Consider the following 23,154-nt stretch of genomic DNA (forward strand, 5'->3'; position numbering starts at 1 on the left):
GATCGCCAACGGCGACCGGGCCTCTTCTTTGTGAGCTTGAAAGCGCCGTTCAGGCGGCCTTGGAGACCAGTACTTCGCTCTCGACCAGCTCAGTGCCGATCAGATGGTCGCGGCAGCCGCGCAAAGACCGCAGCGCGCGATTGAAGTCGATGCCGGTCGAGACCAGCGCATGCAGCGTTGCCGGATTGCGGACGACGCCGCGCAGCACGGCCGCGAGGTCGATCTTGCCGTTCGGCTTGATGGCGGCGCGGGCGAGCGCGGGCAGCGCGCGATGGGCGGGGTCGCTGATGACGCGGACCGCGGCGAAAGGCAGCCCGGCCTCGGCGGCGTAGGCGGCCGCGATGTGGCTTTCCATGTCGACGGCGAAGGCACCCGTCTCCGAATGGAGCGCCGCCTTGCAGGACCGGCCCGTGACCACCTCCTCGGCGCCGGCGAGGCTGCCGCGCACGACGCGGCGGCGTCCCGACGTCAGGCGCTCGATGAGGTCGTCGCCGAGCGAGAGCCCGGCCGCCCAGCGGGTGTCGCCGGAGAGCACTTCGGTCGCCAGCACGACGTCGCCGGAGCGCAAGCTCGGGTCGAGGCCGCCGGCCACGCCGAACGAGATCACGCCGCGAATCGTTTCAGGGTCCACCACCGTCAGCAGCGCCCGCAATTGGGCCGGGCTGCTGGATGAGCAGATGACGGCCATTCCAGGCCCCGCCGCGATGCGGGCCTCCTGAACCAGTCCAGTCACAATCAATATTGGCCGCGGATCGATGGAATTACCCGCGGTAAAATAGTCCCCCGTCCCCAAAGTCACATTCCGACCCCTACCACCCTGCTGTTGGTGTTCCGCAAGTTCCGATACCGCGCCAACGCCCACAGCGGAAAGAACTTTGGGTAACCATGATACCGTAGATAGAACACGCGGGGGAAGCCTGTGGCGGTGTACCGCTGCTCGTCCCACAGTCCTTTTTTGTTTTGTGTTGCAATCAGGTACTCCACCCCGCGGGCGACGGCCGGGTGATCAACCTCGCCGGCCGCCATCAAGGCAAGCAAGGCCCATGCCGTTTGCGAGGCGGTTGAGGGGGCGGGCTCCCAGCCGTTGTAGTCCAGCCGGTAGCTGACCGCATCCTCGCCCCAGCCGCCGTCCTCGTTCTGGATCGAGGCCAGCCAATTGGCGGCTTTGCGGATCATGGGGTCCTTGTGATCGACCCCGGCCATGTTGAGCGCGCACAGCACCGACCAGGTTCCGTAAATGAAGTTCATGCCCCAGCGGCCGTACCAGGATCCCTCCGGGTGCTGGGTCTTCCGCAGGTAGGCGATCCCGTCAGCCACGTGCTTGCTGGTCTTCTCGGTCTCGCCGAGCTGGGCCAGCATCGAGATGCAGCGCGCGGTGACGTCCTCGGTCGGCGGGTCGAGCAGCGCGCCGTGGTCCGAGAACGGGATGTTGTTGAGGTAATATTCGAGGTTGTTGACGTCGAAGGCGGCCCAGCCGCCGTCGTCGCTCTGCATGCCCTCGATCCACTCCCGGCCGCGGGCGATCGCGGCGTCATAGCCGGTCGCGCCGTGCTCCCGGCGCATGCGGTCCATCGACATCACCACGACGGCGGTGTCGTCGAGATCGGGATAATGCGCGTTGTTGTACTGGAAGGCCCAGCCGCCAGGGCGGACGTTGGGCCGCTTCACCGCCCAGTCGCCCTTCACCTCGAGTTCCTGTTTCGGGAGCAGCCAGTCGAGGCCCTGCTTGGCCGCCGGCACCGCCTTGTCGCCACCGGCTTCCAGCAGCGCATGAGCGGTCAGCGTGGTGTCCCACACCGGCGAGACGCAGGGCTGGCAATAGGCCTCCTCGCCGTTGATGACGAGCAGCTTGTCGATGCCCCGGCGCGTGATTGCGCGCGGTGGATAGTTCTCGTCCTTGCCGAGCGCGTCGTACATCATCACGATGTTGGCCATCGGCGGATAGATCGCGCCCATGCCGTCCTCGCCGTTGAGGCGCTCTTCGGTGAATGCGAGCGCTGCGTCGATGGCGCGCTTGCGCAGGCTCTTCGGAAACATCGGCTCGACAACACGCAGGATCGCGTCGAGCGAGCGGAACAACAGGAACCAGGCCATGCTCTGGTGCGGTGCCTTCGCGGTCATGCCGATCGAGCGCGGGTCCTGGAGAAACAGCTCGTCGATGCCGACACCCTTCGGATTCCTCGCGCGCGGCTTGAGCGCCGCGATCACCATCAGCGGCACCATGGTGGTGCGCGCCCAATAAGAGATCTTGTTCAGATGGAACGGCGACCAGAACGGCAGCAGCACGATCTCTACCGGCAGCACCGGCACCGCGCGCCAGCTCACGACGCCGTACATCGCCAGCGTGAAGCGGGTGAAGACGTTGCTGTGGATCGCGCCGCCGCGCGCGCGGATCGCCTCGCGCGCGCGCACCATGTGCGGGCTGTCAATGGAATCGCCGATCATCTTCAGCGCGAAATACGCCTTCACGCTGGCGCTCATGTCGAACTCGCCGTCATGCACCAGCGGCCAGCCGCCATGGGCGCCCTGGATGCGGCGGAGATAATTGCCGATCCTGGCCTCGAGCACGGGATCGACCGGCTCGGCGAGATGATGCCGCAACAGAACGTATTCTGCGGGAATCGTGGCATCGGCCTCGAGCTCGAACACCCAATGGCCGTCGGGCTGCTGGAAGCCGAGGACGCCTTCGGCCGCCGATGCAATGCTCGATTCCAATACCTTCGAATCCAAACCCTTCGAGTTCAATGCCTCGCGGCTGGTCGCGTTCACGGAATCCATGTCGCTCGATTGCTCCGATAGTCCATTGAAATTGACCGGGACATTCACCCGTCAGGGCCGCTACTCAGGATCCTTTGGCGGCCAGAACCAGATCGGCGGCGCGATCGCCCGACCGCACCGATCCCTCGATGGTTGCAGGCAATCCCGTAGCAGTCCAGTCGCCGGCAAGAAACAGGTTTTTCAGCGCGGTGACCGGTCCCGGACGCAGGGCGTTCTGCGCCGGCGTCGCCGCAAATGTGGCACGGCGCTCGCGGACGATCTGCCAGGGAGGCAGTTCGCCGGATACACCGCCCGCCTTGCAGACATCATCCCAGATCGCCTGCGCGAGTTCCTCGCGGGGTCTGTCGACCAGACGGTCGCCGTTGCTGATGGTGACGGAGAGCCGGTTCGGGAACGCGAACAGCCATTCCACGACGCCGCCGATCACGCCGAGGATGGGCGGCGCGCCCGGCGGCGGCTCAAAACGGAAGTGCGCGTTGACGATGGCGCGGAATTCGGTCGGCGTCTTCACGCCGGGCAGCAGGCTGGAGGCGGCGCGCGGCGGCACCGCCATCACGACGACATCGCCGTCATCGAGCTGGATCACATCGTCGCCACCGAAATTCAGCGCACTGGCCTTGCCGTCGCCGGTGGCAAACGAGCGCAGCTCATGGCCGAGTTGAACAGTGTGGCCGCGCTCAGCCAGGAACTTCACCGCGGGCTCGATCAGCACCGCGCTGAGGCCATCGCGCGCAATCAGCGGACGGCAGGCCTGCCCACCCGCAAGCAGCGTCTCGCGCACGATCGCGCCAGCGAGCCCGGCCGAGCCCTCGGGTGGGTCGACGTTGAGCGCCGCCAGCAGCAGCGGCTGCACCAGGCGCTGATAGAGCACGCCTTCTGTCGGAATGCATTTGCCGACCAGCGTCTCCTCCGATGCCCAGACCAGCGGCGCCAGCTTGAGGTAGTCGGTGAGGCCGGTATCGGGAACGCGGCGACTCTCGTCGAGCACCCAGGTCGGCAGCCGGCCATCGCCGAGATCGATCTGCCAGCGCTGTCCGGTCTTGATGTCAACGAAGGGAAACTGCGCACGCTCAGGACCGACAAGGCCCGCCTCGGTGCCGATCGCACGCGCATAGGCGCGGGCATGGTTGTTGCCCGACAGCAGCAGATGATTGCCGTTGTCGATGGTGAGGTTGGTGGCGCCGTCGAAATAGGAACGGCAACGGCCGCCGGCCTGGTGCGTCGCCTCGTGCACGGCGACCTTGAAGCCGGCATTGGCGAGCCGCACGGCGGCGGAGAGGCCGGAAATTCCGGCACCGATGATGTGCGCTGTGTTTTGCATCAGATGAAAGCGTAACGAAGCAGGATCAGGACCCGTGTGACCTTCGACACACGCACCGGCTCGCGCGGCGCGGTGAAACCGCGCGCGATCAGCAGGTCCAGGATGGAATGATAATATTTCGACATAATCCGCGGGGCGCGCACGACGCGGCGCTTGTTGCGGTTCATGATCTCGTCCGCCTTCTCGAAATGCGCCTTGGCCCGCTGCGTCAGCGGCATGCAGACCTTCGGCAGCGCGCGCTCGGCGATGACGCGGTTCGGATCGCTCGAGGTGATGCCGGCATGCAGCAGCGCCTCGCGCGGCAGATAGAGCCGGCCAAGGCCGGCATCCTCGTCGATGTCGCGCAAGATGTTGGTGAGCTGAAGCGCACGGCCCAGATGGTAGGCGAGCTGGATGCCCTCCTCCTCCGGCAGGCCAAAAACCCGCACAGACAGCCGCCCCACGGCGCTGGCGACGCGGTCGCAGTACAGATCCAGCGTCGCCATGTCGGGCGCGCGGATGTCCTGCGGCACGTCCATCTCCATGCCGTCGACGATCGCGAGGAAATCATCGCGCTTGAGGCCGAAGGTCTTCACCGAGGCGACGTAATCCTTCAGCCGCGGCGGCGGATTGCCCCGATAGAGAGCATCGATGTCGTTGCGCCACTCCTGAAGCGCGGCAAGCCGCTCCTCACGCGGGCCGTCGGAATCGGCGATGTCGTCGACCTGCCGGCAGAAGCTGTAGATCTGGAACATCGCTTCGCGCTGATCACGCGGCAGGATTCGCATCGCGGCATAAAACGAGCTGCCGGATGCAGTCGAGCCGTAATTGGCGCCGGGCGTGGTCGCCTCAAGCGTCATGTGCAGTCCCCGGTCTGGAAATGGCCTTGCGTCCGATCGCGCGGCGGCCGACTTCGCCGATCATGCCGGCGAGGCTGAAGGTGAGAAGCTCGAACTTGTTCAAATGCACGCGCTCGCGCAGGGGATCGCGCACTTTCAAGAGGCGCACGATACGATCGGCATAGGCCTGGATCACCGCGACGTCGATGCCGAGGCGAAAATCTCGGATCTCCGTGCTCAGCGACTTGCTCTGCTTGAGCAACGCCTCGTTGCGCGCGGCAAGCCCCTGAAGGCACGCCAGCATCGCCGGCGGCGACTGCGCAAGCCCGAGCTGCTCGACCGAGGCTCCGCTCGCGGCCAGCGCATCGCGCGGCAGGTAGACGCGGTTGAGCTCGCGGAAATCCTTGCCGCAATCCTGGAGGTGGTTGTTGATCTGCAAGCCTGCACAGAGCGCGTCCGATGCCGCCCAGGTCGAGGTGCTCTCGCCATGGACGTCGAGCATGAAGCGGCCGACCGGCATCGCCGAATAGCGGCAATAATGGATGACCTCGTCCCACGTCTCGTAACGCAGCTTGGTCACGTCCATGCGGAAGGCGATGAGCACGTCGAGCGCATGGCGCGGCGCCATGCCGCGCTCGGCCAGCGCGCGGCGCAGGATGACGGCCTCGGCCTGGGTGTCACCCTTGCCGAGCAGTTCCGCCTCAAGCAGATCGAGATAAGCGAGCTTCTGGTCAGGGGGCAGCGTCGCGTGATCGGCGATGTCGTCGGCAGTGCGAACGAAATTGTAATACGCGAGGATCAGAGCACGATGACGCGGATGAATGATCCAGGACGCGACGGGAAAATTCTCGTCGCGGTCACCCTTACCGGATCGCAATTCGCTCGCAGAGGTCATCGAGGGCTGGTTTACAATCGTGGACAGGAAGGCTTTTCGCTCGCGCGGGCTCATGCCGGCGATGCCGCCGCGGCCCCCATATAGGGGAATACGGCCGCAAAACCAATCCTGTCGCTCGATGGCCGCCCTTGCGGATCGTGCCCGGAAAGGCGGCCCCGGGGACCGCCCTTGTGGGCCAGTGGCCGACTTACTGGTTGTGGTTCTTCAGGACTTGGTCGCAGGCCTGCGAGATCTTGCTCCGGTTCTCCTTGAGGCAGGCCAGGACGGTGAAATCGCCCTGATCAATGACCGGGCGGCAGAACTTCTGCACGTCGCGCGTGCAGGCCTTCTGCTCGGCGTCCGTGCCGCGTCCTGCCTGGGCGAATGCCGCCGTCGGAAGGGAGGCCGACAGCAGGGTGAGAGCGACGAGAAGCTTACGCATAGTATTCCTTCATTCTGACGGCAGAATCGCACCAATCCCGGGCTGCACAGGGCGGAGGGCCGGAACGGATTGTTCTGATGGCGAGTCGCCGCGGGAGGTGCGGCCCAGAGAAGTCACAAGCACTGGCAAATGCGGCCAAATTGGTGCCGCGCCCACCGAATCAAGTCTTCCCCGCGCCCTCCTTGGCAGATGTAAGCGATTGATACTACGTCGTAATTCAGAGACATCGCATTTTACTGCACGGCTGTTGCAGAGCTGCATCTCTCGGCGCCCCCGTCCCGGCGGAAACACGTCGAAACACGGTATATCGCCAGGCCCAGGCATGGCGCGAGGCGCCGTGAACCACCATCTCTGGCAGTCCGGCTTTGAACCTGACAATGGCTCGGAGCACTAAACTTTCGATGTGGCGAGACGTTCTCACTGGTAGGCGAACGTCGTTCCAAAATGGGATATTTGCGATGACATTCTTTGGGCGATCTGGACTGGCACTCAGGACGGCCGGCATCGGGGCGGCGCTGCTCTTCTCAGTTTCGGCGAGCCATGCTCAGTCGTCCGGACCGTTTGCCGGTTTCGACGGCGCGTGGACCGGCACCGGCACGGTTTCATTGTCCGACGGCTCCACCGAGCGCATCCGCTGCAAGGCGGACTACAAGGTCGCCGGCAGCGGCCTCAACCTGAAGCAGGCGCTGAATTGCGCATCGGACAGCTACAAGTTCAATCTAACCAGTGACGTGACCAGCCAGGGCGAACGCATTTCCGGCAATTGGAGCGAGTCGAGCCGCAACATCTTCGGCAATCTCCAGGGCACCGCCGGTGGTGGCCAGATCGACGTGTTCGTCGAAGCCAACGGTTTTGCCGCCAACCTGTCGCTGCGCACCAACGGCACCAAGCAGACGGTGCAGATCTCCTCCAAGGGCGAGATCCGCGGCGTCAACATCACGATGACGAAGGGCTGACCTCCTTCTGACGTCGAGGGAATGAGCCTCCGGTTCTCACGAGCCGGGGGCTTTTTGCTGGCGAACAGGCAGCCTTCGTCCGTGAAGCCGTGTCTCGTGCTTTGCCTCTCATGCAAGGACGAAAGCCTGCTGCATCTGCCGGAGGCAGTGACCCAGACTATAGCGACTTCAACTTCGAGATCGACGCACCTACCCGCAAGCCAAACCCGATCCGCACATGGGACGCTCGTTCGGTGTGTGCTGGGACGGCGTGTTTCAGAAAGCCCAGTCCGAAGCGGACAAAATGGCCCTGTTCAACCACACGGGCGTGCTCTACCTGCTGAGCCTGCGGGAGCAGGACTACGCCCCGGGCGACTTCAAGTTCGATCGTTGCGGCATCATTCGGATCGAGGCGTGAGCGCGCTGGGCAGCGTCGGCCGACCCGCCGCTCAAATCGCCGGCTTGTTGGGGCCTTGAAGCTTGTCGTGCAGATTGATCAACCACATTGCCGTCGGCCTGAGGATGAAGAGGTCGGCAACGAGCGCCATGACCATCGAGAAAGCGCTCAGCCAGCCGAACAGCCGCAGCGACGGCAGGTCGGAGAACACGGTGACGACGAGGCCGCAGGCCAGCACCACCGTGGTCAGGATCAGCGCCGGGCCAACCAGCACGGTGGCGCGCTCGACCGCCAGCGCCGAGCCGACGCCCGGCTTGTTCTCCAGCCTCAGCCGGTTGAGGAAGTGGATGGTGGCACTCAATCCGAGGCCGAACGAGACGGTGAGCGCGACGACGCTGGCGAATTGCAGCCCCTCGCCCATAGCCCACAGCACCGCTCCCGACATCACCACCGGGAAGATGCCCGGCAGGATGCAGGCGAGCGTCACCACCCAGGAGCGGAACGCGAGACCAATGAAGATCGCGACCAGTGCGAACTCGATCGTGAGGCCGTGATTCAGCTTCTCGATCATGTTCGCCGAGTTACGCGCAGCGATGGCGGCAAGACCCGTCACCGCGATCTCGTAGCCCGGATGCTTCTTGCGCACGGCGTCGAGCTCGGAATCGAGCTTGTCGACAATCGGCAGCAATTGGCTGGAGTCCTTGTCCGGCACTCGGCCGGCCACAACGACGGCGTCCTGCTCGGCGTCGATGAAGCGTCGAACCAGATGCTCTGGAATGACGTTGACATATTCCTTCAGTGTCGCGACATCGGCGCTCCCCGCCTTCTCCGCCAGCCAGCGACGCAGCGTCTCAAGTGACCAGACGTTGCCGACACCAGCCGTCTTCTCCACGGTCGAATGCACGTCGGCGATGGTCTGAAGGGTCTCCGGGGAGTAGAGCGACTCGCCCTTGGGAAATGCGATCAGCACGTTGACGGGATTGGCGCCGGTGAGCTTGGCGTCGAGCCGGTCGCTTGCGGCAACCGCCTGGCGCTTGTCCGGCACCTGGTCGGCGAGCCGGTAGCGCGGCTCCAGATTGGCGTAGATGACGCCGAGGCCGCCGACGAAGAGCACCGCGATCAGGCTGAACAGGCCGGGCCGGCCGACCATGCGCACCGCGATCCAGTAGCAGAAATTTCGCAGGGCCTGGACGCCGGCATCGGCGCCCTGGAACTTGACCGCGAAGACCTTCTCGTTGCGCACGAGCAGCACGCCGAACACCGGTACGAGCGAGAGCACCGCGAACAGCGCGATGATGGTGGCGGCAAGGCCCGCCTCGCCGAATTTGCGGATCAGGTCGGAGTCTGAGAATTGCAGCGCGATGAAGGAAATGCCGGCGGTGCCGTGCGTCAACACGCAGGCCGGGCCCACCACCAGCACCGCATTCTTGAACGCGGTGAACTTGTCCTGGCCTGCGATCAGCCGGTCGCGCGCGGCGAAGGTGAGCTGCATCGAGTCCGAGAAGCTGATGACCATGATGAGCGGCGTCATCACGTTCAGGAACATGTTGAGATTGAAGTTGGCCCAGCCGAGCGCACCGAGAGCCAGCAGGATCGCAATCATCGGCGGGAATGCCGCCGCGATCATGAACGATATCTTGCGGAAGAAGATGATGGCGATGATACAGCCGGCGAGGATGCCAAGAACATTGTAGGTGAGCCCATCCCGCTCGACCGCGTTGCGGATCTCAAGCTGCATCACCGGCACGCCGGAGAGCTGCACGTTGAGCCCGGTGTCGCCGAGGTCCTCCTTCACCAGGTCGCGGATGTCGGCAACGGTCTTGGTCAGCTTGTTGGAAGCGACCACCTTCGGATCGAGCGAGAGCACGACCAGCGCCAGGGTGCCGTCTTCCGACAGCAGCTTGCCGCGGATGATCTCGTTGTTCTTTACGGTCTCGATGAACTTGTTGTACGCGTCGCCCTCTGGCAACTCAGCCGGGAACAGCGCCGCCGGCAGCTTACCCGGGGCCGGCGCCTGACGCGCCGAGAACAGCGAGACCAGTCCACGCGTGCCTTCGACCAGTTGCAGGTCAGTGACGAAATCGCGCAGCTTCTCCAGGTTGCTCCGTTCCAGAAGGGTCTTGCCCTCGACCACGACGAGAACGTCGAACTCCTCCGCAGGGAACTTCTTCGTGACCTCTTCGTACTGGCGGAATTCGCGGGTGTCGGAGCGGAAGAGCTGCGACAGCGAATCGTCGATCTTGATGCGGTAGATGCCGAAAACGGCGCCGACCATCAGGGCAAGCAGGACGATGCAGGACACAATCGGGGCGCGGACGGCGATCAGCCCGAGCCGCTCCAGCCCGAAGGCGATCGAGGACGTAGGTCCCTGCTCGACCTTGTCGACATGAACCTCATTCTCGCTGTGCTTTTCGAGCATGCCTTGTCCAGTTCCTAAATCATCGGTCTTGAGAGCTTATCGCGCTCCGCGAACGGCTTGAAAACGCCATACCAATGGGAGGCTTGCCCTTTGAAAATGCGCGGAAAATCGCCGCGAGGGGTTTAGCAGGTCAACAGGTCTTCTCGCAAGCAGGCCGAGCGTGTCCGAATCGATCAAGAAGCGGCGATCCGGGCCGCAGATGCCGGTCAGCCGGACGAGAATGTGCCGATTCGACGCGGCGCGCGCTCCGCGCTCTCATCCTTCAGTGCCACCCCGGTCACCTCCCGGGCGAGTCCCTCGCGGATCAGCCAGGCGATCTTGAAGGCGGCCTCGTCATGGCTCAACCCGGCATGATGGATGTTCGACACGCAATTGCGCTCGGCATCGGTGCGACCGGGCTGGGGCGCGAAGGTCAGATAGGCGCCGAGGCTGTCGGGCGCGGAGAGACCAGGCCGTTCGCCGATCAGCATGACGACCATGCGCGCGCCGAGAATGGCACCGATCTCGTCGCCGAGCGCGACGCGCGCGCCCGACGCGACGACGACATGGTCGATTGCGACAGCCTCGTCCTCGGCAAGCGAAGGCAACAGGCGCCTCACGACGTCGGCCGCATGACTGTGGACCGCCGCCGCGGACAGGCCGTCTGCGACCACGACCGCCAGCTGGCATGGCGCCGAGGCGCTTCGTGCCAGAAGCTGCGCCGAGCCGGGTTCGAGCCGGCGTCCCAGATCCGGCCGCCGCAGATAGTCGCTGCGGTCGAGCGCCTGGCTCCTGACTTCGGTCACGGCAAGTCCAAGCGGGCCGAGGTCGGCGATCAAGCGCGCCGCATCGAAGTCGGCATGCACGGCATCCCGGGCGCGGGCATGGTCCAGCGTGAAATCGAGCAGCGCCTTGGTCGGCAGGCTCGCACCGCTGCGCCCGAGCGCCACCCGCGCGGGCGTGAAGGTCCGCAAGTCAAGCGTCGAACGGCGCGGGACAGCCGGATCAGACATGTCGCATCATTCGGCGGGAACGGCCGCCTCGCGCAGGCGGATCGAATAGTTCGAGGCGTTCTGCTCGCCACTGGAGGCGGCACGCGCAAAGGTGATGAGATGGTGCGCGATCAGCGTGCAGCCGATAAGGCCTTCGATATCGCCGCGCTTGATGCGTCCCAGTGCGAATTTCCAGAACACGCGCCTGTAGTCGCCGAGCACACCGACCTTCCAGAAGATATTGCGCAGCATGACGAGACCGCGCCTGATGTTGCGCCAGGTCTTCATCTCGTCCGGCACCGGCATCTTGAGGCGGCGGGCGTAGACATTGTCGCACTGATATTGGTAGCGCGCGTAGACCTTTTCGGGCGCATAAGCGGCCGCCATCGCGTGCTTCCAGGACGCGACGACCTCATCATAGGGCAACAGGAAATCGACATTGGAGTCCCGGCCGTCGTCGTGGACCAGGCGTCCCTCGCGCTCCAGGCGATCCCACAGCGGAGTCTTCGGCAAGGCCTGGAGCAGGTTGATGGTGAGCAGCGGAATCCGGGACTCCTCGACGAAAGCGAGCAGCGCTTCCGAGGTGTTCGGCTTGTCGGTGTCGAGCCCCATGATAATGCCGGAGACGACCTCCATGCCGTAGGAGTTGATGGTACGCACCCCCTCCAGGATCGGGACCATCATGTTGTGGTCCTTCTGCATCGCTTTCAGCGCATCAGGATCGGGCGTCTCGATGCCGCAGAAGATGGTGACGAAGTAGGCCTCGCGCATCTTCTCGAGGATCTCGGGCCGCTTGGCGATGTTGAGCGTCGCCTCGCAGGCGAGCCGCACCACATAGCCCGTCCTCTTCTGCCATTCGATCAAATGCGGCAACAGGTCGAGCGCCGCTTTGCGATTGCCGATGAAATTGTCGTCGACGAAATAGACCGTGTCGGTCATGCCGCATTCGCGCAGGCGGTCGAGCTCGGCGATGATCTGCTGCGGCGCCTTGATGCGCGGATTGCGGCCATAGAGACCGGGGATGTCGCAGAACTCGCACTGATACGGACAGCCGCTGGAATACTGGATGCTGCCGAGGAAATATTTCTTCACGTCGGCCAGCTCATAGGCCGGAATCGGAAATTCCGTCATGGGCACGCGGTCTTTGGTCGTGAGCACGACCTGCTGCTCCGGGCGCGAGGTGTCGCGCGACAGGATCTCGATCAGCTGGTTGGTGGCATCACCGAGCTCGCCGACATGCAGATAGTCGAAGGACGGATAATAGTCCGGGCAGGCGCTGACCGAGGGCCCGCCGAGCGCGACCGGCAGGTCGAAATCATGGGCGCGGCGGCAGATGTCGTTCATCTGCTGGCGTTGGATATGCATGCCGCTGACGAAGACCGCTTCGGCCCATTCGAACTCCTCCTTCGTCGTGCGGCGCAGATTCTCGTCGACGAATTTGACCTGCCACTCCTGCGGAAGGTAGGCGGAAATCAGCAGCAGCCCCTGCGGCGGCATGAAGGCGCGGACGCCATCGGTCAGCGGATAGGAATGCTCGAACGTGCCGAATGATGAAGTGTAGCGCGGAAACACACAGAGGATCCGCCGGGACGTTCCGTTACTTTCAGCTCGCATCAAAGCTCCCCCGCCACGACCTGGTTGCGGAAATTGCCAGCCAGACACATAGCGTAATGCTGCGGCCGGAATTTCTCAATATTGTGGCGGAAGCATAATCCCCAGAGGGACCAATGGTTTCCTGAGCGAGCTCGCGCTCCGCCTCAGGCGATCAGCCGCGCGGCAAAATCCGGCAGCAGGCCTGCATCGCTTGCAAGTCGGGAATCGGCTCCCGCGATGCCCGAGCGTGCCAGCCAAGCGTCGAATTCCGGTGCGCGGCGCAAGCCGAAGACGTCGCGGACATAGAGCGCGTCGTGAAAAGACGTCGACTGGTAGTTCAGCATGACGTCGTCGGCACCCGGGACGCCCATGATGAAGGTGACGCCGGCGGCGGCGAGCAGCGTCAGCAGATTGTCCATGTCGTCCTGGTCCGCTTCGGCGTGGTTGGTGTAGCAGATGTCGACCCCGAGCGGCAGGCCAAGCAACTTGCCGCAGAAATGATCTTCCAGCCCGGCCCGGATGATCTCCTTGCCGTCATAGAGATATTCCGGGCCGATGAAGCCAACCACGCTATTGACCAGCAGCGGCGCAAAGGCGCGGGCGACCGCATAGGCCCGCGCCTCGCAGGTCTGCTGGTCGACGCCGTGATGGGCGCCGGCCGACAGCGCCGAGCCCTGGCCGGTCTCGAAATACATCACGTTCTGTCCGACCGTGCCGCGCCTGAGCGACAGCCCGGCCTGCTGCACCTCCTTCAGAAGCGCGAGATCGATGCCGAAACTACGGTTGGCGGCCTCCGTGCCGGCGACCGACTGGAAAACCAGATCGACCGGCACGCCCTTCCCGATCAGCGACAGCGTCGTCGTGACATGGGTGAGGACGCAGCCTTGCGTCGGGATCTGCAGCCGCGCGATGATCTCGTCGAGCAGCCGTAGCAATTGCCCGATGACGGCGGGATCGTCGCTCGCGGGATTGATGCCGATGCAGGCATCGCCGGCACCCAACAAGATGCCGTCCAGGATTGAGGCAGTGATGCCTTTGGCATCGTCGAACGGATGGTTCGGCTGCAGCCGCGTGCTCATCCGCCCCTTCAATCCGATGGTGTTGCGGAAGGCGGTTGTGACCTCGCATTTCCGCGCCGCCAGGATCAGATCCTGGTTCCGCATCAGTTTCGAGACCGCCGCCGCCATCTCCGGGGTGATGCCGGGCGCGAGCGTCTTCAACACCTCCGGCGTTGCGGAGTCCGACAGCAGCCAGTCGCGAAAAGCTCCGACCGTCAAGGAGGCGACCGGCGCGAAGGCCTTGGCATCATGGCTGTCGATGACGAGGCGGGTGACCTCATCGGCCTCGTAGGGGATGACCGCTTCCTGAAGGAACTGCCCGAGCGGGACGTCTGCAAGCGCCATCCGCGCCGCGATCATCTGCGCCGCAGTCTCGGCGGCGACCGCGGCCAGCCGGTCGCCGGAGCGCGGCGGCGTCGCCTTGGCCAGGAGATCGCGCAGGTCCGGGAACGTGTAGCTCGTGGCGTCGATGGTGTGGCGGTAGACCAAGGGCCTCTCCGGAGTTCGTCGGCCAATGGCCGAGGGCAGATCGATCTTGAAGGCGATCCCGGCCGCAGGGAATACGCCCTTGGCGGCCGGTGTGCACGCCGATGTTCGCGGCATCCCGCTGCTGCAGCCGGCCGAAACCGACGATGCTCCGTCAACGCACTGAAATACCTCGACTTCCTAGCGCGGGGCGCTCGCCTGCCGGACCAACGGCGTTAACGTCACGTCCACCTTCCTCCTGCAAAGTTCTGCATCAGTTCCAACCAACCCCGCTCACCGGCCATTTCAGGCCATTCCGGGCCGCTGAACACCATGACATCCGACCGATCTGGGAATGCCACGAAGCTGGCAGGCCGATTCACGCTTGCCACCAAGCTGTACGCGATCTTTGGGCTGTTCGCGCTGCTCACGGCGGCGATCGCACTGCTGTCCGACTACAACAGCCGCCGCAGCGCCGACCTCGCCAACGCGATCGAGACGGCGAACGCCGCCGCGCTGAACGTCGAACGCGTCAACTCGCTCGTTTATGCCGTCGTGATGGAATCGCGCGGCGTCTACATGTCGACCGAGCCGGCGGTGGTGAAGAAATACGGAGACGGGCTGCTCAAGTTCAACGCCCAGATCCTCGACGTCGTGAAGCGCTGGGAGACCATCGTCAAAGCCGACGATGCCGAACAGTTCGCCACCTTCAGGAAGCGCATCGAGCAGTTCGTCGAGTTCCGCAAGGAACTGGTGCGCCGCGGCGTCGAGATCAATGCAGCCGCAGGCCGCGAATGGGGCGACAACGACGCCAACCGCGCCGTGCGTTCCGCGCTGAACAAGGATCTCGAGGCGCTGTCCAAGGTCTATGCCGAGCGGGCCAAACAGATCGCGCAGCAGACCGAGACCAGTCGCGAGCTGTCTTTCGTGCTGACCTGTCTCGGCGGCGTGGCGCTGGCCCTGGTCGTGCTCGGCATCGTCATCATCGCCCGCTCGATCGCCCGGCCGCTCGCCGCGATCACCGGCACCATCAAGCAGGTCGCCGACGGCGCCGAAAACGTCGCGGTGCCGTACTCCGAACGCGCCGACGAGATCGGCGCACTGGCCCGCGCGATCCAGGTCTTTCAGGAGGCGATGGGCCGCAATCGCGACCTCGCCTCGCAGGTCTCGCAGGACTCGGCTGCGCGCGAGGAGCGTGCCCGCCATATCGAACGATCCGTCGAAACGTTCCGCGAGGCGATCGGCGCGGTCATGCGCGGCCTCAGCGACAACGCCTCCACCATGCGCGAGACCGCACAGACCATCACGCGTGTCACCGCGGACGCGAGCAGCCGTGCCGGCACCGCGGCGAACGCCACCGAACAGGCCTCGCACAACGTCACGGCGGTCGCGGGCGCGGCAGAGGAACTGTCTGCCTCGGTGGTGGAGATCGGCCGCCAGGTGCGGCAGAGTGCCGGGGCGGTCGAGCAGACCGGCCAGCGCACAGAGAAATCGATCTCCGAGATCGAGAGCCTCGCCGCGGCCACCCAGCGCATCGACGGCGTGCTCAACCTGATCCAGGCGATCGCCGAGCAGACCAACCTGCTTGCGCTGAACGCAACAATCGAGGCCGCGCGCGCCGGCGATGCCGGCCGCGGCTTTGCCGTGGTCGCTCACGAGGTGAAGGCGCTGGCAGGACAGACCGCCAAGGCCACCGCCGAGATCAGCGAGAACGTCTCGATGATCCAGGCCTCGACGCGCAACGCGGTCGACGCTGTCCGCGAGATCGGCGGGGCGGTGCGCGAGATCAACGAGGTCACCTCGGCGATCGCGGGCGCCGTCAGTCAACAGGACGCCGCCACCCGCGAGATCTCCTCGAACGCGCAAAGCGCAGCCCAAGGCAACGAGACGCTTGTGGCAAACATCACCTCGCTGCGCGATGCCATCGGCGAGACGGACACGGCGGCTGCCTCGGTGCTGACGGCGGCGAGCAGCGTGACGGAGACGGCGCAGACGCTGTCGCGGGAGGTGGAGAAGTTCTTCCAGAACTTGCGCGGAGGATCGGCGGACAGCCGGATCGCCAAGGCGGGATGATTGTGGGTTTCGCCCGCCCCGCACTCGGCGATCGAGTCGCTCAACAAAAACCAGAAAACAACCCCATGCACAGTAGCAATCGCCAGCATCTTCAATGCCTGGCGGGCAATTTCTGATTTGGCGAAATCTATTTGACACGTCGGGCAAAACATCGACATGATGCAACGATGGCGACCGGCGGCCCGAGCCGGGACGAGGTCTGGCCAAGGCCTGGAGCCTTTGCTGGAATCGAGAGATGCCGACCTCTGGCGGTGAGCTTTGCAGACCTTCGTCCTCAATGGCGACGAAGCAGAAGCTTCCGAGCGCACAGCGGCTCCGGATCCGGCCATCCGCAATGGGATCACAGCAGTCACCTGAGCAATTCATTGGCATGAACTCGGCATTCACCGGGGGACGGTTTGTGTTGACCCAGGTCAATGCTGCAATTTCGCGTTCCGGTCTGATGGCATCACCATGGAACTCGCGATCAAATTGCTCATCGGCGGCACGGGCAGCCTCGCCTCCTATCTGGCGGCGCATGTCCTGCTGTGCTTGCTGCCGGCCTTCTTCATTGCCGGGGCAATGGTGGCACTGATCCCCAAGGCCAGCATTACACGCTGGCTTGGACGCAACACCCCGGCCTATGTGTCTTACCCCGCGGCAGCCGCAGCCGGCTCCGTGCTCGCCGTGTGCTCATGCACCGTCGTGCCATTGTTTGCAGGCATCTACCGGAAAGGGGCAGGCATCGGACCGGCTATCGCCTTCCTGTTCTTCGCGCCTGCCGGCAACATTATGGCACTCACCTACACCGGCAGCATCCTGGGACTGGAATTTGCCGTCGCCAGGGTGGTGATGTGCTTGCTGTTTGGCATTGGCATTGGCCTTCTGATGGCGCTGCTGTTCTGGCGCGATGACATCGGCCATGACACCCAAACTGACGCCCTCTTCAGCGAGCAGGCCGACATTTCACCCGCAGCCTTGGGCGTTCTGCTGTCGCTGATAGCGGTGCTGATTGCTGGCACCATAAAGTTGTGGCCGTTCACGGCTATCATGGCCACCGTCCACCTGCCCTTGCCATGGGCCGCTGCGTGGCAGGCCGCGCTGTTCGAGTGGATGCCATTCGATGTCGCCAAAGGCGAGGAGGGCATCGGCTTTCACGGATCGGTTCTGATTGCCCTGCTGTTGCTCATTGCTGCAACCGCCTGGAGGGGGCTGGAGAACATCATCGAAGGCGCAAACGTCTGGACCTGGCTCGCACTCGGCCTCTCGGCCACCACCTTGTTGGTGGCCGCCGCGCGTCTGACCCCGCAGCCCGGCGGATTGGAAGTGGCCCTGACTGGCCGAGTCCTGGCCGTAGCGCTCGCCATGTGGGCGGTATGGTACTTCGCGAGCATGCTCGCTCAAGATGACTGGCGGTCATGGCTATGGGAGTCCTGGCGCTTCGTGACGCAAATCTTCGTACTGCTTCTAGTGGGCGTATTCGTGGTGGGCATGGTCCGTCAGGTCATTCGGCCCGAATGGATTGAGAGCCTCGCCGGCAGCAACACTCTGCTCGCCAATGCACTGGGGGTCGGCTTTGGCATCTTCATGTACTTTCCTACTCTTGTGGAAGTACCGGTGGCACGCATGTTCCTCGATCTCGGCATGCATCGCGGTCCGCTGCTGGCCTACCTCATGGCGGACCCGGAGCTGAGTCTTCAAAGCGTGTTGATGGTGGCCGTCGTGATCGGCCGTGCGAAGACCGCAGCCTATGTGGGAGCGGTGGCCTTGTTCAGCATCAGCGCCGGCCTGATTTACGGCGCCTGGGTGGATGGCATGAGCTGGGCATCGCTGGCTCTCACGCTGGTCTCCATCATGGCTGCAATATCCGGCTCCCTGGCCTGGCTGCGGCAGCGCCAGCGCGCGGCCGCTACCGCCTAGTCCGTTCACACAATTGAAGGAGACGACGACCATGGTGACCATCAAGATCCTCGGCTCCGGCTGCGCCAACTGCAAGAAGCTGGAAACTGTTGCGCGCGAAGCTGCCGGCCGCGCCAACGTTCCAGCCGAATTCGTCAAGATCACCGATTTCAAGGACATCATGGCCTATGACCTGTTGTCCACGCCGGGTCTCGTGATCAACGAGAAGCTGGTCAGCAGCGGACGCATTCCGACAGTCGCCGAAGTGCAGAAGCTGCTGGCGACGGCTTGAGAGCGAGAGTCCGCTTGCGCGAGAGAGGCCCCCGGATCCGATCGGAAGGTCCGAGTGCCAGCAGCTGGAGCCCGCCTCGCCTAGTCTGCCTCCGCGCGACCTTCCGGGCGTGAAGGGCGCTTCGGCGGAGTATCCTGCGTCTGGACGTTCGCGGAGGCCGGACGGAAGAGGCGCGTTGCGCGCTCGGCCCAGTAGCTTTTCCATCCACCACCCACGCTGTATGGCCCTATCGGAGTGAAGAGGTTTCCCATCGTGGGCGGCTGCGGATCTGGCTTGAACTGGAGCACCGGCGCCACGCGCGCAACAATGCGCTCCACCAGCATGGGTGCAAGCTTCAGCGCGATGCCCAGCATGTAACCTGAGATCCCGACGATGACCTCGCGACGAGGCCGCTCCGAGAGACCTACTATGGCCCGTGCCACGCGCCCGGCCGCAATCACCGGGAAGATCGAGCGCGCCTGCCGCCCGAATACGTTGCCCATTTTGCTGTAGACGGGTGTGTCCACTGCCCATGGCATGACCAGGCAGACATGGATGTCGGCCGCCCGCTCAAATTCCTGCCGCAGGCAGGCCGTGAAGCCTCGAACGGCGAACTTGGTCGCAACATAAGGGCTGAGCAGAGGCTCTCCCGTCATACCCAGAAGAGAGCTGGTGTTTATGAGAACACCGCGATCACCTTACGTCCGAAACTGTGACAGTGCCACCCGGGAGCCGTTGACACATCCCATGAGATTGACGTCGATCACGCGCCGGAAGGCCTCGATCGGCATGTCTTCGAATCGACCAACCATGAGAACCGCCGCGCAGTTCACCCAAACATCGATCCGGCCATACGCCGCGACCGCCGCGTCACGGATGCGCTCGACTGCAGCTGGGTCGGTCAGATCGGCCGCGCATGCGACCGCTTCGGCACCGTGCTCATGGCACGCGCGAACCACCACCTCCAATGCTCCGGTGTCCCGACCCACAAGAACAAGGCTCGCCCGTCGTGCGGCGAAAGCGAGCGCGGTCGCCTGGCCGATTCCGCTGGATGCTCCTGCAATGACGATTGCGCGCGTGCCGGGCCAACGGTTCACGGCCGCACCGCTACACGCGGACACAGTCGGCGACCGCTCGCCGTACAGCCGTTGCGGCTGGTTCTCGTGGTTCGGGCTTGGGCGGCCGCCGCGCGCCTGGTGAGATTGGTGTGAGCCATCATCAGCCTCGCCCGAATTGAACGTCGCGAGGGCAACCAGCGGGAGCTATGCTTGTTCCTCCTGCGACCTCCGGCGCGCAGCGATCGACGTTCCTGTCGCCATGGCCAGGTCCGCGTCGATGAGGATCGAACGAATCCGCCGGATGATGGGACCTCACTCGGCACCGAAAGACGCAGCGGGGATCTTCGGACGGTGTGCGCCCAACTTGCCGTCTACAATCACCTCATGCTGATCGACGATGGCGTCAACGGCCTCCGGCCATACGAGAGCTCATCGGCCCGGCCCAGCAGGACTACGACGGCGCGTTCGTCGTCGGTGAGGATCTCATAGCCGTCTGCCCGCGCGCTTCGGCGAACCGCCCTACAGCCCTACAGCATCACCCCGCCCCGCTTGATCAATTCCTTCCCGACCGCCGCCAGGTGCACCTGGTCCGGGCCGTCGCCGATGCGGATGAAGCGGGCGTAAACGTAGGCGCGCGCGAGGAACGTGTCCTGGGAGACGCCAGCGGCGCCGTGGATCTGGATGGCGCGGTCGATGACACGGGCGGCCATGCTGGGCACCACGATTTTCGCGGCGGCGATCAGGTCGCGCGCGGCCTTGTTTCCTTCGCGGTCCATCTTGTCGGCGGCCTGCAATGTCAGCAGACGCGCCTGCGCGATCTCGCAGAAGGAGTGCGCGATATCCTCTCGCACCGAGCCCTGCTCGGCCAGCGGCTTGCCGAAGGCTATACGCGACACCGCACGCTGGCACATCAACTCCAGCGCGCGCTGGGCGCAGCCGATCAGGCGCATGCAATGATGGATACGGCCGGGGCCGAGCCGGCCTTGCGCGATCTCGAAGCCGCGGCCTTCGCCGAGCAGGATGTTTTCGGCAGGCAGGCGAACGTTGTCGTAGACGATTTCGGGGTGGCCGACCGGGGCGTCGTCATAGCCGTAGGTGAGCATGTCGCGGACGATGCGGACGCCGGGCGTGTTCCTGGGCACCAGGATCATGGATTGCTGGCGGTGGCGGTCGGGATCATCGGGCGCCGTCTTGCCCATCACGATCAGGATCTCGCAATCCTCGTTCATCGCGCCCGAGGTGAACCACTTGCGGCCGTTGATGACGTAGTCGTCGCCGTCGCGCCTGATCTCGCACTGGATGTTGGTGGCGTCGCTGGAGGCGACCTGGGGTTCCGTCATCGAGAAACCGGAGCGGATGCGCCCATCCAATAACGGCTTCAGCCAGCGCTCCTGCTGCGCGCTGGTGCCGTAATTGGCGAGCACCTCCATGTTGCCGACATCAGGAGCGGAGCAATTGAACACTTCGGGCGCCCAGAGGATGCGGCCCATGATCTCCTTCACCGGCGCGTATTCGAGATTGGTGAGCCCCGGTCCGTGCTCGCCGGACAGAAACAGGTTCCAGAGCCCCTGCTCCCGCGCCAGCTTCTTCAGGTCCTGAAGCACAGGCGGCGTCCTGTAGCGCACCGCCTCCGGCTTGACCTGCTCGTAATAGAGATCCTCGACCGGCTCGACGTGCGTGCGCATGAACCGGCGGACGCGGTCCTGCAGCTCCAGCGAACGGGCGGAGTGGTGAAAATCCATGGCGGTCTCCTGTTCATGCCGAGCGTGGAGCGCACGCCTCGCCCTTCGAGACGCCCCTCACGTCCCGCGCAACAGCTCGCTAGCGACAACCCAGTCGTTGCCGTCGAACTGGAGCATGTAGCCGTCCTTGATCGGGCGGAAATCCTGCGGCGTCGTGTTGAGGGTAATGCCGGGCATCAAGAGCGACAGCGGCACGTTCTTCAGGTTTGCCGCCTGCGCCATGATGTTTTCGCGCGTCAGATTGTCCTTGCACTGCTTCAGCAGGACCACGAGTGCCTCGGCGACGGTGTAGCCATAGAGTCCCGCGACGTTGTTGACGTCGGCGTTCGGCAGCCGCTTCTTCATGAAATCGATATAGGCCGTCATCGCCGGGTCGCTCTTGGGCTCGGCCACAAAGGGCTTGAGCGAGCCGAGCGAGAGCACGCCCTTGCCGGCATCGAGCCCCGCCGGCACCATCACGGTCGCCTTGTTGGCGCAACCGCTCGCGATAAAGCGCATCGGCTGCCAGCCGACCTCATGCGCTTTCCGGATCGCCTGCGCGCAGGCGCGCGGCGTCACCGAATAGATCAGGAAGACGTCGGCCTTGGTGTTGGCCAGCGTCAGCACCTGGGAATCCACGGTGGGGTCCGCGACCTCGAAGCTCGAGGCCATCGCGATCGCCTTGTCGGCGTCGGCGCCGAGGGCTTCCTTGACGCCGCGCAGATATTCCTTGCCGGCGTCGTCGTTCTGATAGAGCACCGCAAAACGTGCATTCGGATTCTTGGCGCGCGCGTAAGCGACGTCGATCGCGGCCTCGCTGGTGTAGTTCGGCGCCCAGGGCAACGCGATCGACCAGGGCATGTTGGCGGGATCGTTCCATTTCGAAGCCGAGCTGATCAGGAAGATCTGCGGCACCTTGTTGCTATTGAGATACTTTGCGATCGCCGAGCTCGGCGCGGTGCCCATCGTCGCGAAGATGAAGGCGACGCCCTCGCCTTCGACCAGCCGCCGCGCGGCCTCCATGGTCTTCGGAGGCGAGAAGGCGTCGTCCAGCGAGATCAGATTGAGCTTGCGACCATTGACGCCGCCCTTCTCGTTGATCTCGTCGAAATAAGCGGAGATCACCCTGCCCGTGATACTGAGCGGCGATGCCGGGCCGCTATAGGGCATGGTATTGCCGATCTTGATCTCGGTGTCGGTGACTCCAGGGCCGTAGGATTTTTGCGCAGCGACGGGCGTGGACAGACAAGCGGCAGCGAGCGCTGCAGCCAGGGCCAAAGCGGCTTTCATGGTTTCTCCCCGATGATCATCGCCGCGAGTCGGTCGCGCGGCGCGCTGCTTCTCGTCAGCGCGTCAGATCAGCGGAGTTCATCAAGATGGTCTTGCGTCGAGTTGCTGATGGCTCGCCTGGCCGCGCCGCTTCAAGGCAAAGCCCAAGCTGATCCAGCCGGCGCCGGCCATGATCAGGTCGATCCCGAGGAACAGGCCGAGGATGTAGACGCTGTTCACCGGCCAGCGCGCCACGATGAGGAGGCCGAGCAGCAGCGTGATTGCGCCCGACAGCGCCACCCAGCCCCACGGACTTTCGCGCTTCATGCTGAAGGCGAGATATAGCCTCACCGCGCCGGACGCGAGCAGCGCCGCGCCGAGAAAGAGCGTCAGCACAACTGCGGCCAATAACGGGTTCTGGAAGGTGAGGAAGCCGGCAATGATGTAGAGCACCCCGAGCAAGGCCCAGATCAAGAACTTCCCCCAGCTCTTCAGCTGGAATGCGCCGATCACCTCGGTCACGCCGGCGACGATCATCATCGCGCCGACCACGATCACGCTCGCCACCGTTGCCATCACCATGCTGCCGAGCGCGACGAAGCCGGCAATGAGGTAGACGACGCCGAGCGCGACGATCCACCCCCATTTGGCATGTAGCGCAGAGATACTTGAGCCGAGACTGGAATGATGAGACGCGTCTGAAGCAGTTGTCATGGCGGCCACTCCTGCATGCAAGGCCCGCGGGCACACGCGACGATAGCACGCATCGCAACGGGACGATAGCCAGCGGAGCAGCCCTCACCTGCAGCAACA

18 protein-coding genes and 1 pseudogene are annotated in these 23,154 nt (G+C 64.3%); 5 read left to right on the forward strand and 14 right to left on the reverse strand.

Annotated elements, in window-relative coordinates; all coding sequences use genetic code 11:
* Positions 1-49: 49 nt before the first annotated feature.
* The 6 genes from K408_RS0117980 to K408_RS0118005 form a co-directional block, all read right to left on the reverse strand.
* The gene (locus tag K408_RS0117980) at positions 50-799 is read right to left on the reverse strand and encodes a phosphorylase (RefSeq protein ID WP_024339750.1); all 750 of its coding nucleotides are present in this window, start codon (positions 797-799) and stop codon (positions 50-52) included.
* Positions 796-2,778: a squalene--hopene cyclase gene (gene shc / locus K408_RS0117985; protein ID WP_024339749.1), complete on the reverse strand. Its 1,983-nt coding sequence runs from the start codon at positions 2,776-2,778 to the stop codon at positions 796-798. Before shc ends, K408_RS0117980 begins: the two co-directional genes overlap by 4 nt.
* A 64-nt stretch (positions 2,779-2,842) precedes the next feature.
* Entirely contained in the window at positions 2,843-4,099 is a 1,257-nt protein-coding gene (gene hpnE / locus K408_RS0117990) for a hydroxysqualene dehydroxylase HpnE (protein ID WP_024339748.1), read from the reverse strand.
* Positions 4,099-4,938, reverse strand: coding sequence for a presqualene diphosphate synthase HpnD (hpnD, locus tag K408_RS0117995; RefSeq protein ID WP_024339747.1), 840 nt, complete (start codon positions 4,936-4,938; stop codon positions 4,099-4,101). The genes hpnE and hpnD overlap by 1 nt, the downstream gene beginning before the upstream one ends.
* Complete coding sequence (gene hpnC, locus K408_RS0118000; RefSeq protein WP_024339746.1) at positions 4,928-5,812, reverse strand: squalene synthase HpnC; 885 nt, start codon at positions 5,810-5,812, stop codon at positions 4,928-4,930. Before hpnC ends, hpnD begins: the two co-directional genes overlap by 11 nt.
* A gap of 187 nt (positions 5,813-5,999) precedes the next feature.
* Positions 6,000-6,233, reverse strand: coding sequence for a cysteine rich repeat-containing protein (locus tag K408_RS0118005; RefSeq protein WP_024339745.1), 234 nt, complete (start codon positions 6,231-6,233; stop codon positions 6,000-6,002).
* 458 nt (positions 6,234-6,691) lie between these two features.
* Between K408_RS0118005 and K408_RS0118010 the strand changes: the two genes are divergently transcribed.
* Both K408_RS0118010 and K408_RS42780 read left to right on the forward strand, forming a co-directional pair.
* Positions 6,692-7,189, forward strand: coding sequence for a hypothetical protein (locus K408_RS0118010; RefSeq protein ID WP_024339744.1), 498 nt, complete (start codon positions 6,692-6,694; stop codon positions 7,187-7,189).
* A 217-nt stretch (positions 7,190-7,406) separates the two neighbouring features.
* A complete protein-coding gene (locus tag K408_RS42780; RefSeq protein WP_024339743.1) occupies positions 7,407-7,586 on the forward strand; it encodes a hypothetical protein in 180 nt (59 codons plus the stop codon).
* A gap of 31 nt (positions 7,587-7,617) precedes the next feature.
* Here K408_RS42780 and K408_RS0118020 read toward each other — a convergent pair whose 3' ends face one another.
* The 4 genes from K408_RS0118020 to K408_RS0118035 all read right to left on the reverse strand — a co-directional run bounded on the left by K408_RS0118020 (position 7,618) and on the right by K408_RS0118035 (position 14,095).
* Complete coding sequence (locus K408_RS0118020; RefSeq protein WP_024339742.1) at positions 7,618-9,984, reverse strand: efflux RND transporter permease subunit; 2,367 nt, start codon at positions 9,982-9,984, stop codon at positions 7,618-7,620.
* Between the two features lie 206 nt (positions 9,985-10,190).
* Positions 10,191-10,976 (reverse strand): ethanolamine ammonia-lyase subunit EutC, encoded by a 786-nt coding sequence (gene eutC / locus K408_RS0118025; RefSeq protein WP_024339741.1) that lies wholly within the window; start codon positions 10,974-10,976, stop codon positions 10,191-10,193.
* Between the two features lie 6 nt (positions 10,977-10,982).
* Entirely contained in the window at positions 10,983-12,569 is a 1,587-nt protein-coding gene (locus tag K408_RS0118030) for a B12-binding domain-containing radical SAM protein (protein WP_024339740.1), read from the reverse strand.
* A 143-nt stretch (positions 12,570-12,712) separates the two neighbouring features.
* The gene (locus K408_RS0118035; protein ID WP_024339739.1) at positions 12,713-14,095 is read right to left on the reverse strand and encodes an ethanolamine ammonia-lyase subunit EutB; all 1,383 of its coding nucleotides are present in this window, start codon (positions 14,093-14,095) and stop codon (positions 12,713-12,715) included.
* A gap of 309 nt (positions 14,096-14,404) precedes the next feature.
* On the opposite strand from K408_RS0118035, the gene K408_RS0118045 reads away from it, so the two are divergent.
* The 3 genes from K408_RS0118045 to K408_RS0118055 all read left to right on the forward strand — a co-directional run bounded on the left by K408_RS0118045 (position 14,405) and on the right by K408_RS0118055 (position 18,314).
* The gene (locus K408_RS0118045; protein WP_024339738.1) at positions 14,405-16,144 is read left to right on the forward strand and encodes a methyl-accepting chemotaxis protein; all 1,740 of its coding nucleotides are present in this window, start codon (positions 14,405-14,407) and stop codon (positions 16,142-16,144) included.
* Positions 16,145-16,597: 453 nt separating this feature from the next.
* Complete coding sequence (locus K408_RS0118050; RefSeq protein WP_024339737.1) at positions 16,598-18,043, forward strand: permease; 1,446 nt, start codon at positions 16,598-16,600, stop codon at positions 18,041-18,043.
* Positions 18,044-18,074: 31 nt separating this feature from the next.
* Complete coding sequence (locus K408_RS0118055) at positions 18,075-18,314, forward strand: thioredoxin family protein (protein ID WP_024339736.1); 240 nt, start codon at positions 18,075-18,077, stop codon at positions 18,312-18,314.
* An 80-nt stretch (positions 18,315-18,394) separates the two neighbouring features.
* On the opposite strand, the pseudogene K408_RS43420 reads toward K408_RS0118055, so the two are convergent.
* From K408_RS43420 to K408_RS0118075, 4 genes and pseudogenes are all read right to left on the reverse strand, one after another.
* A pseudogene (locus K408_RS43420) lies at positions 18,395-19,414 on the reverse strand (SDR family NAD(P)-dependent oxidoreductase).
* A 464-nt stretch (positions 19,415-19,878) separates the two neighbouring features.
* The gene (locus K408_RS0118065) at positions 19,879-21,093 is read right to left on the reverse strand and encodes an acyl-CoA dehydrogenase family protein (RefSeq protein WP_024339735.1); all 1,215 of its coding nucleotides are present in this window, start codon (positions 21,091-21,093) and stop codon (positions 19,879-19,881) included.
* A 57-nt stretch (positions 21,094-21,150) separates the two neighbouring features.
* Positions 21,151-22,362 carry an ABC transporter substrate-binding protein gene (locus tag K408_RS0118070; protein ID WP_024339734.1) on the reverse strand — a complete coding sequence of 404 codons (1,212 nt, stop codon included), beginning with the start codon at positions 22,360-22,362 and terminating at the stop codon, positions 21,151-21,153.
* Between the two features lie 81 nt (positions 22,363-22,443).
* A complete protein-coding gene (locus K408_RS0118075) occupies positions 22,444-23,055 on the reverse strand; it encodes an HdeD family acid-resistance protein (RefSeq protein ID WP_024339733.1) in 612 nt (203 codons plus the stop codon).
* Between the last annotated feature and the right edge of the window lie 99 nt (positions 23,056-23,154).

This window comes from Bradyrhizobium sp. in8p8 (assembly GCF_000426845.1).
GTDB lineage: Bacteria > Pseudomonadota > Alphaproteobacteria > Rhizobiales > Xanthobacteraceae > Bradyrhizobium > Bradyrhizobium japonicum_C.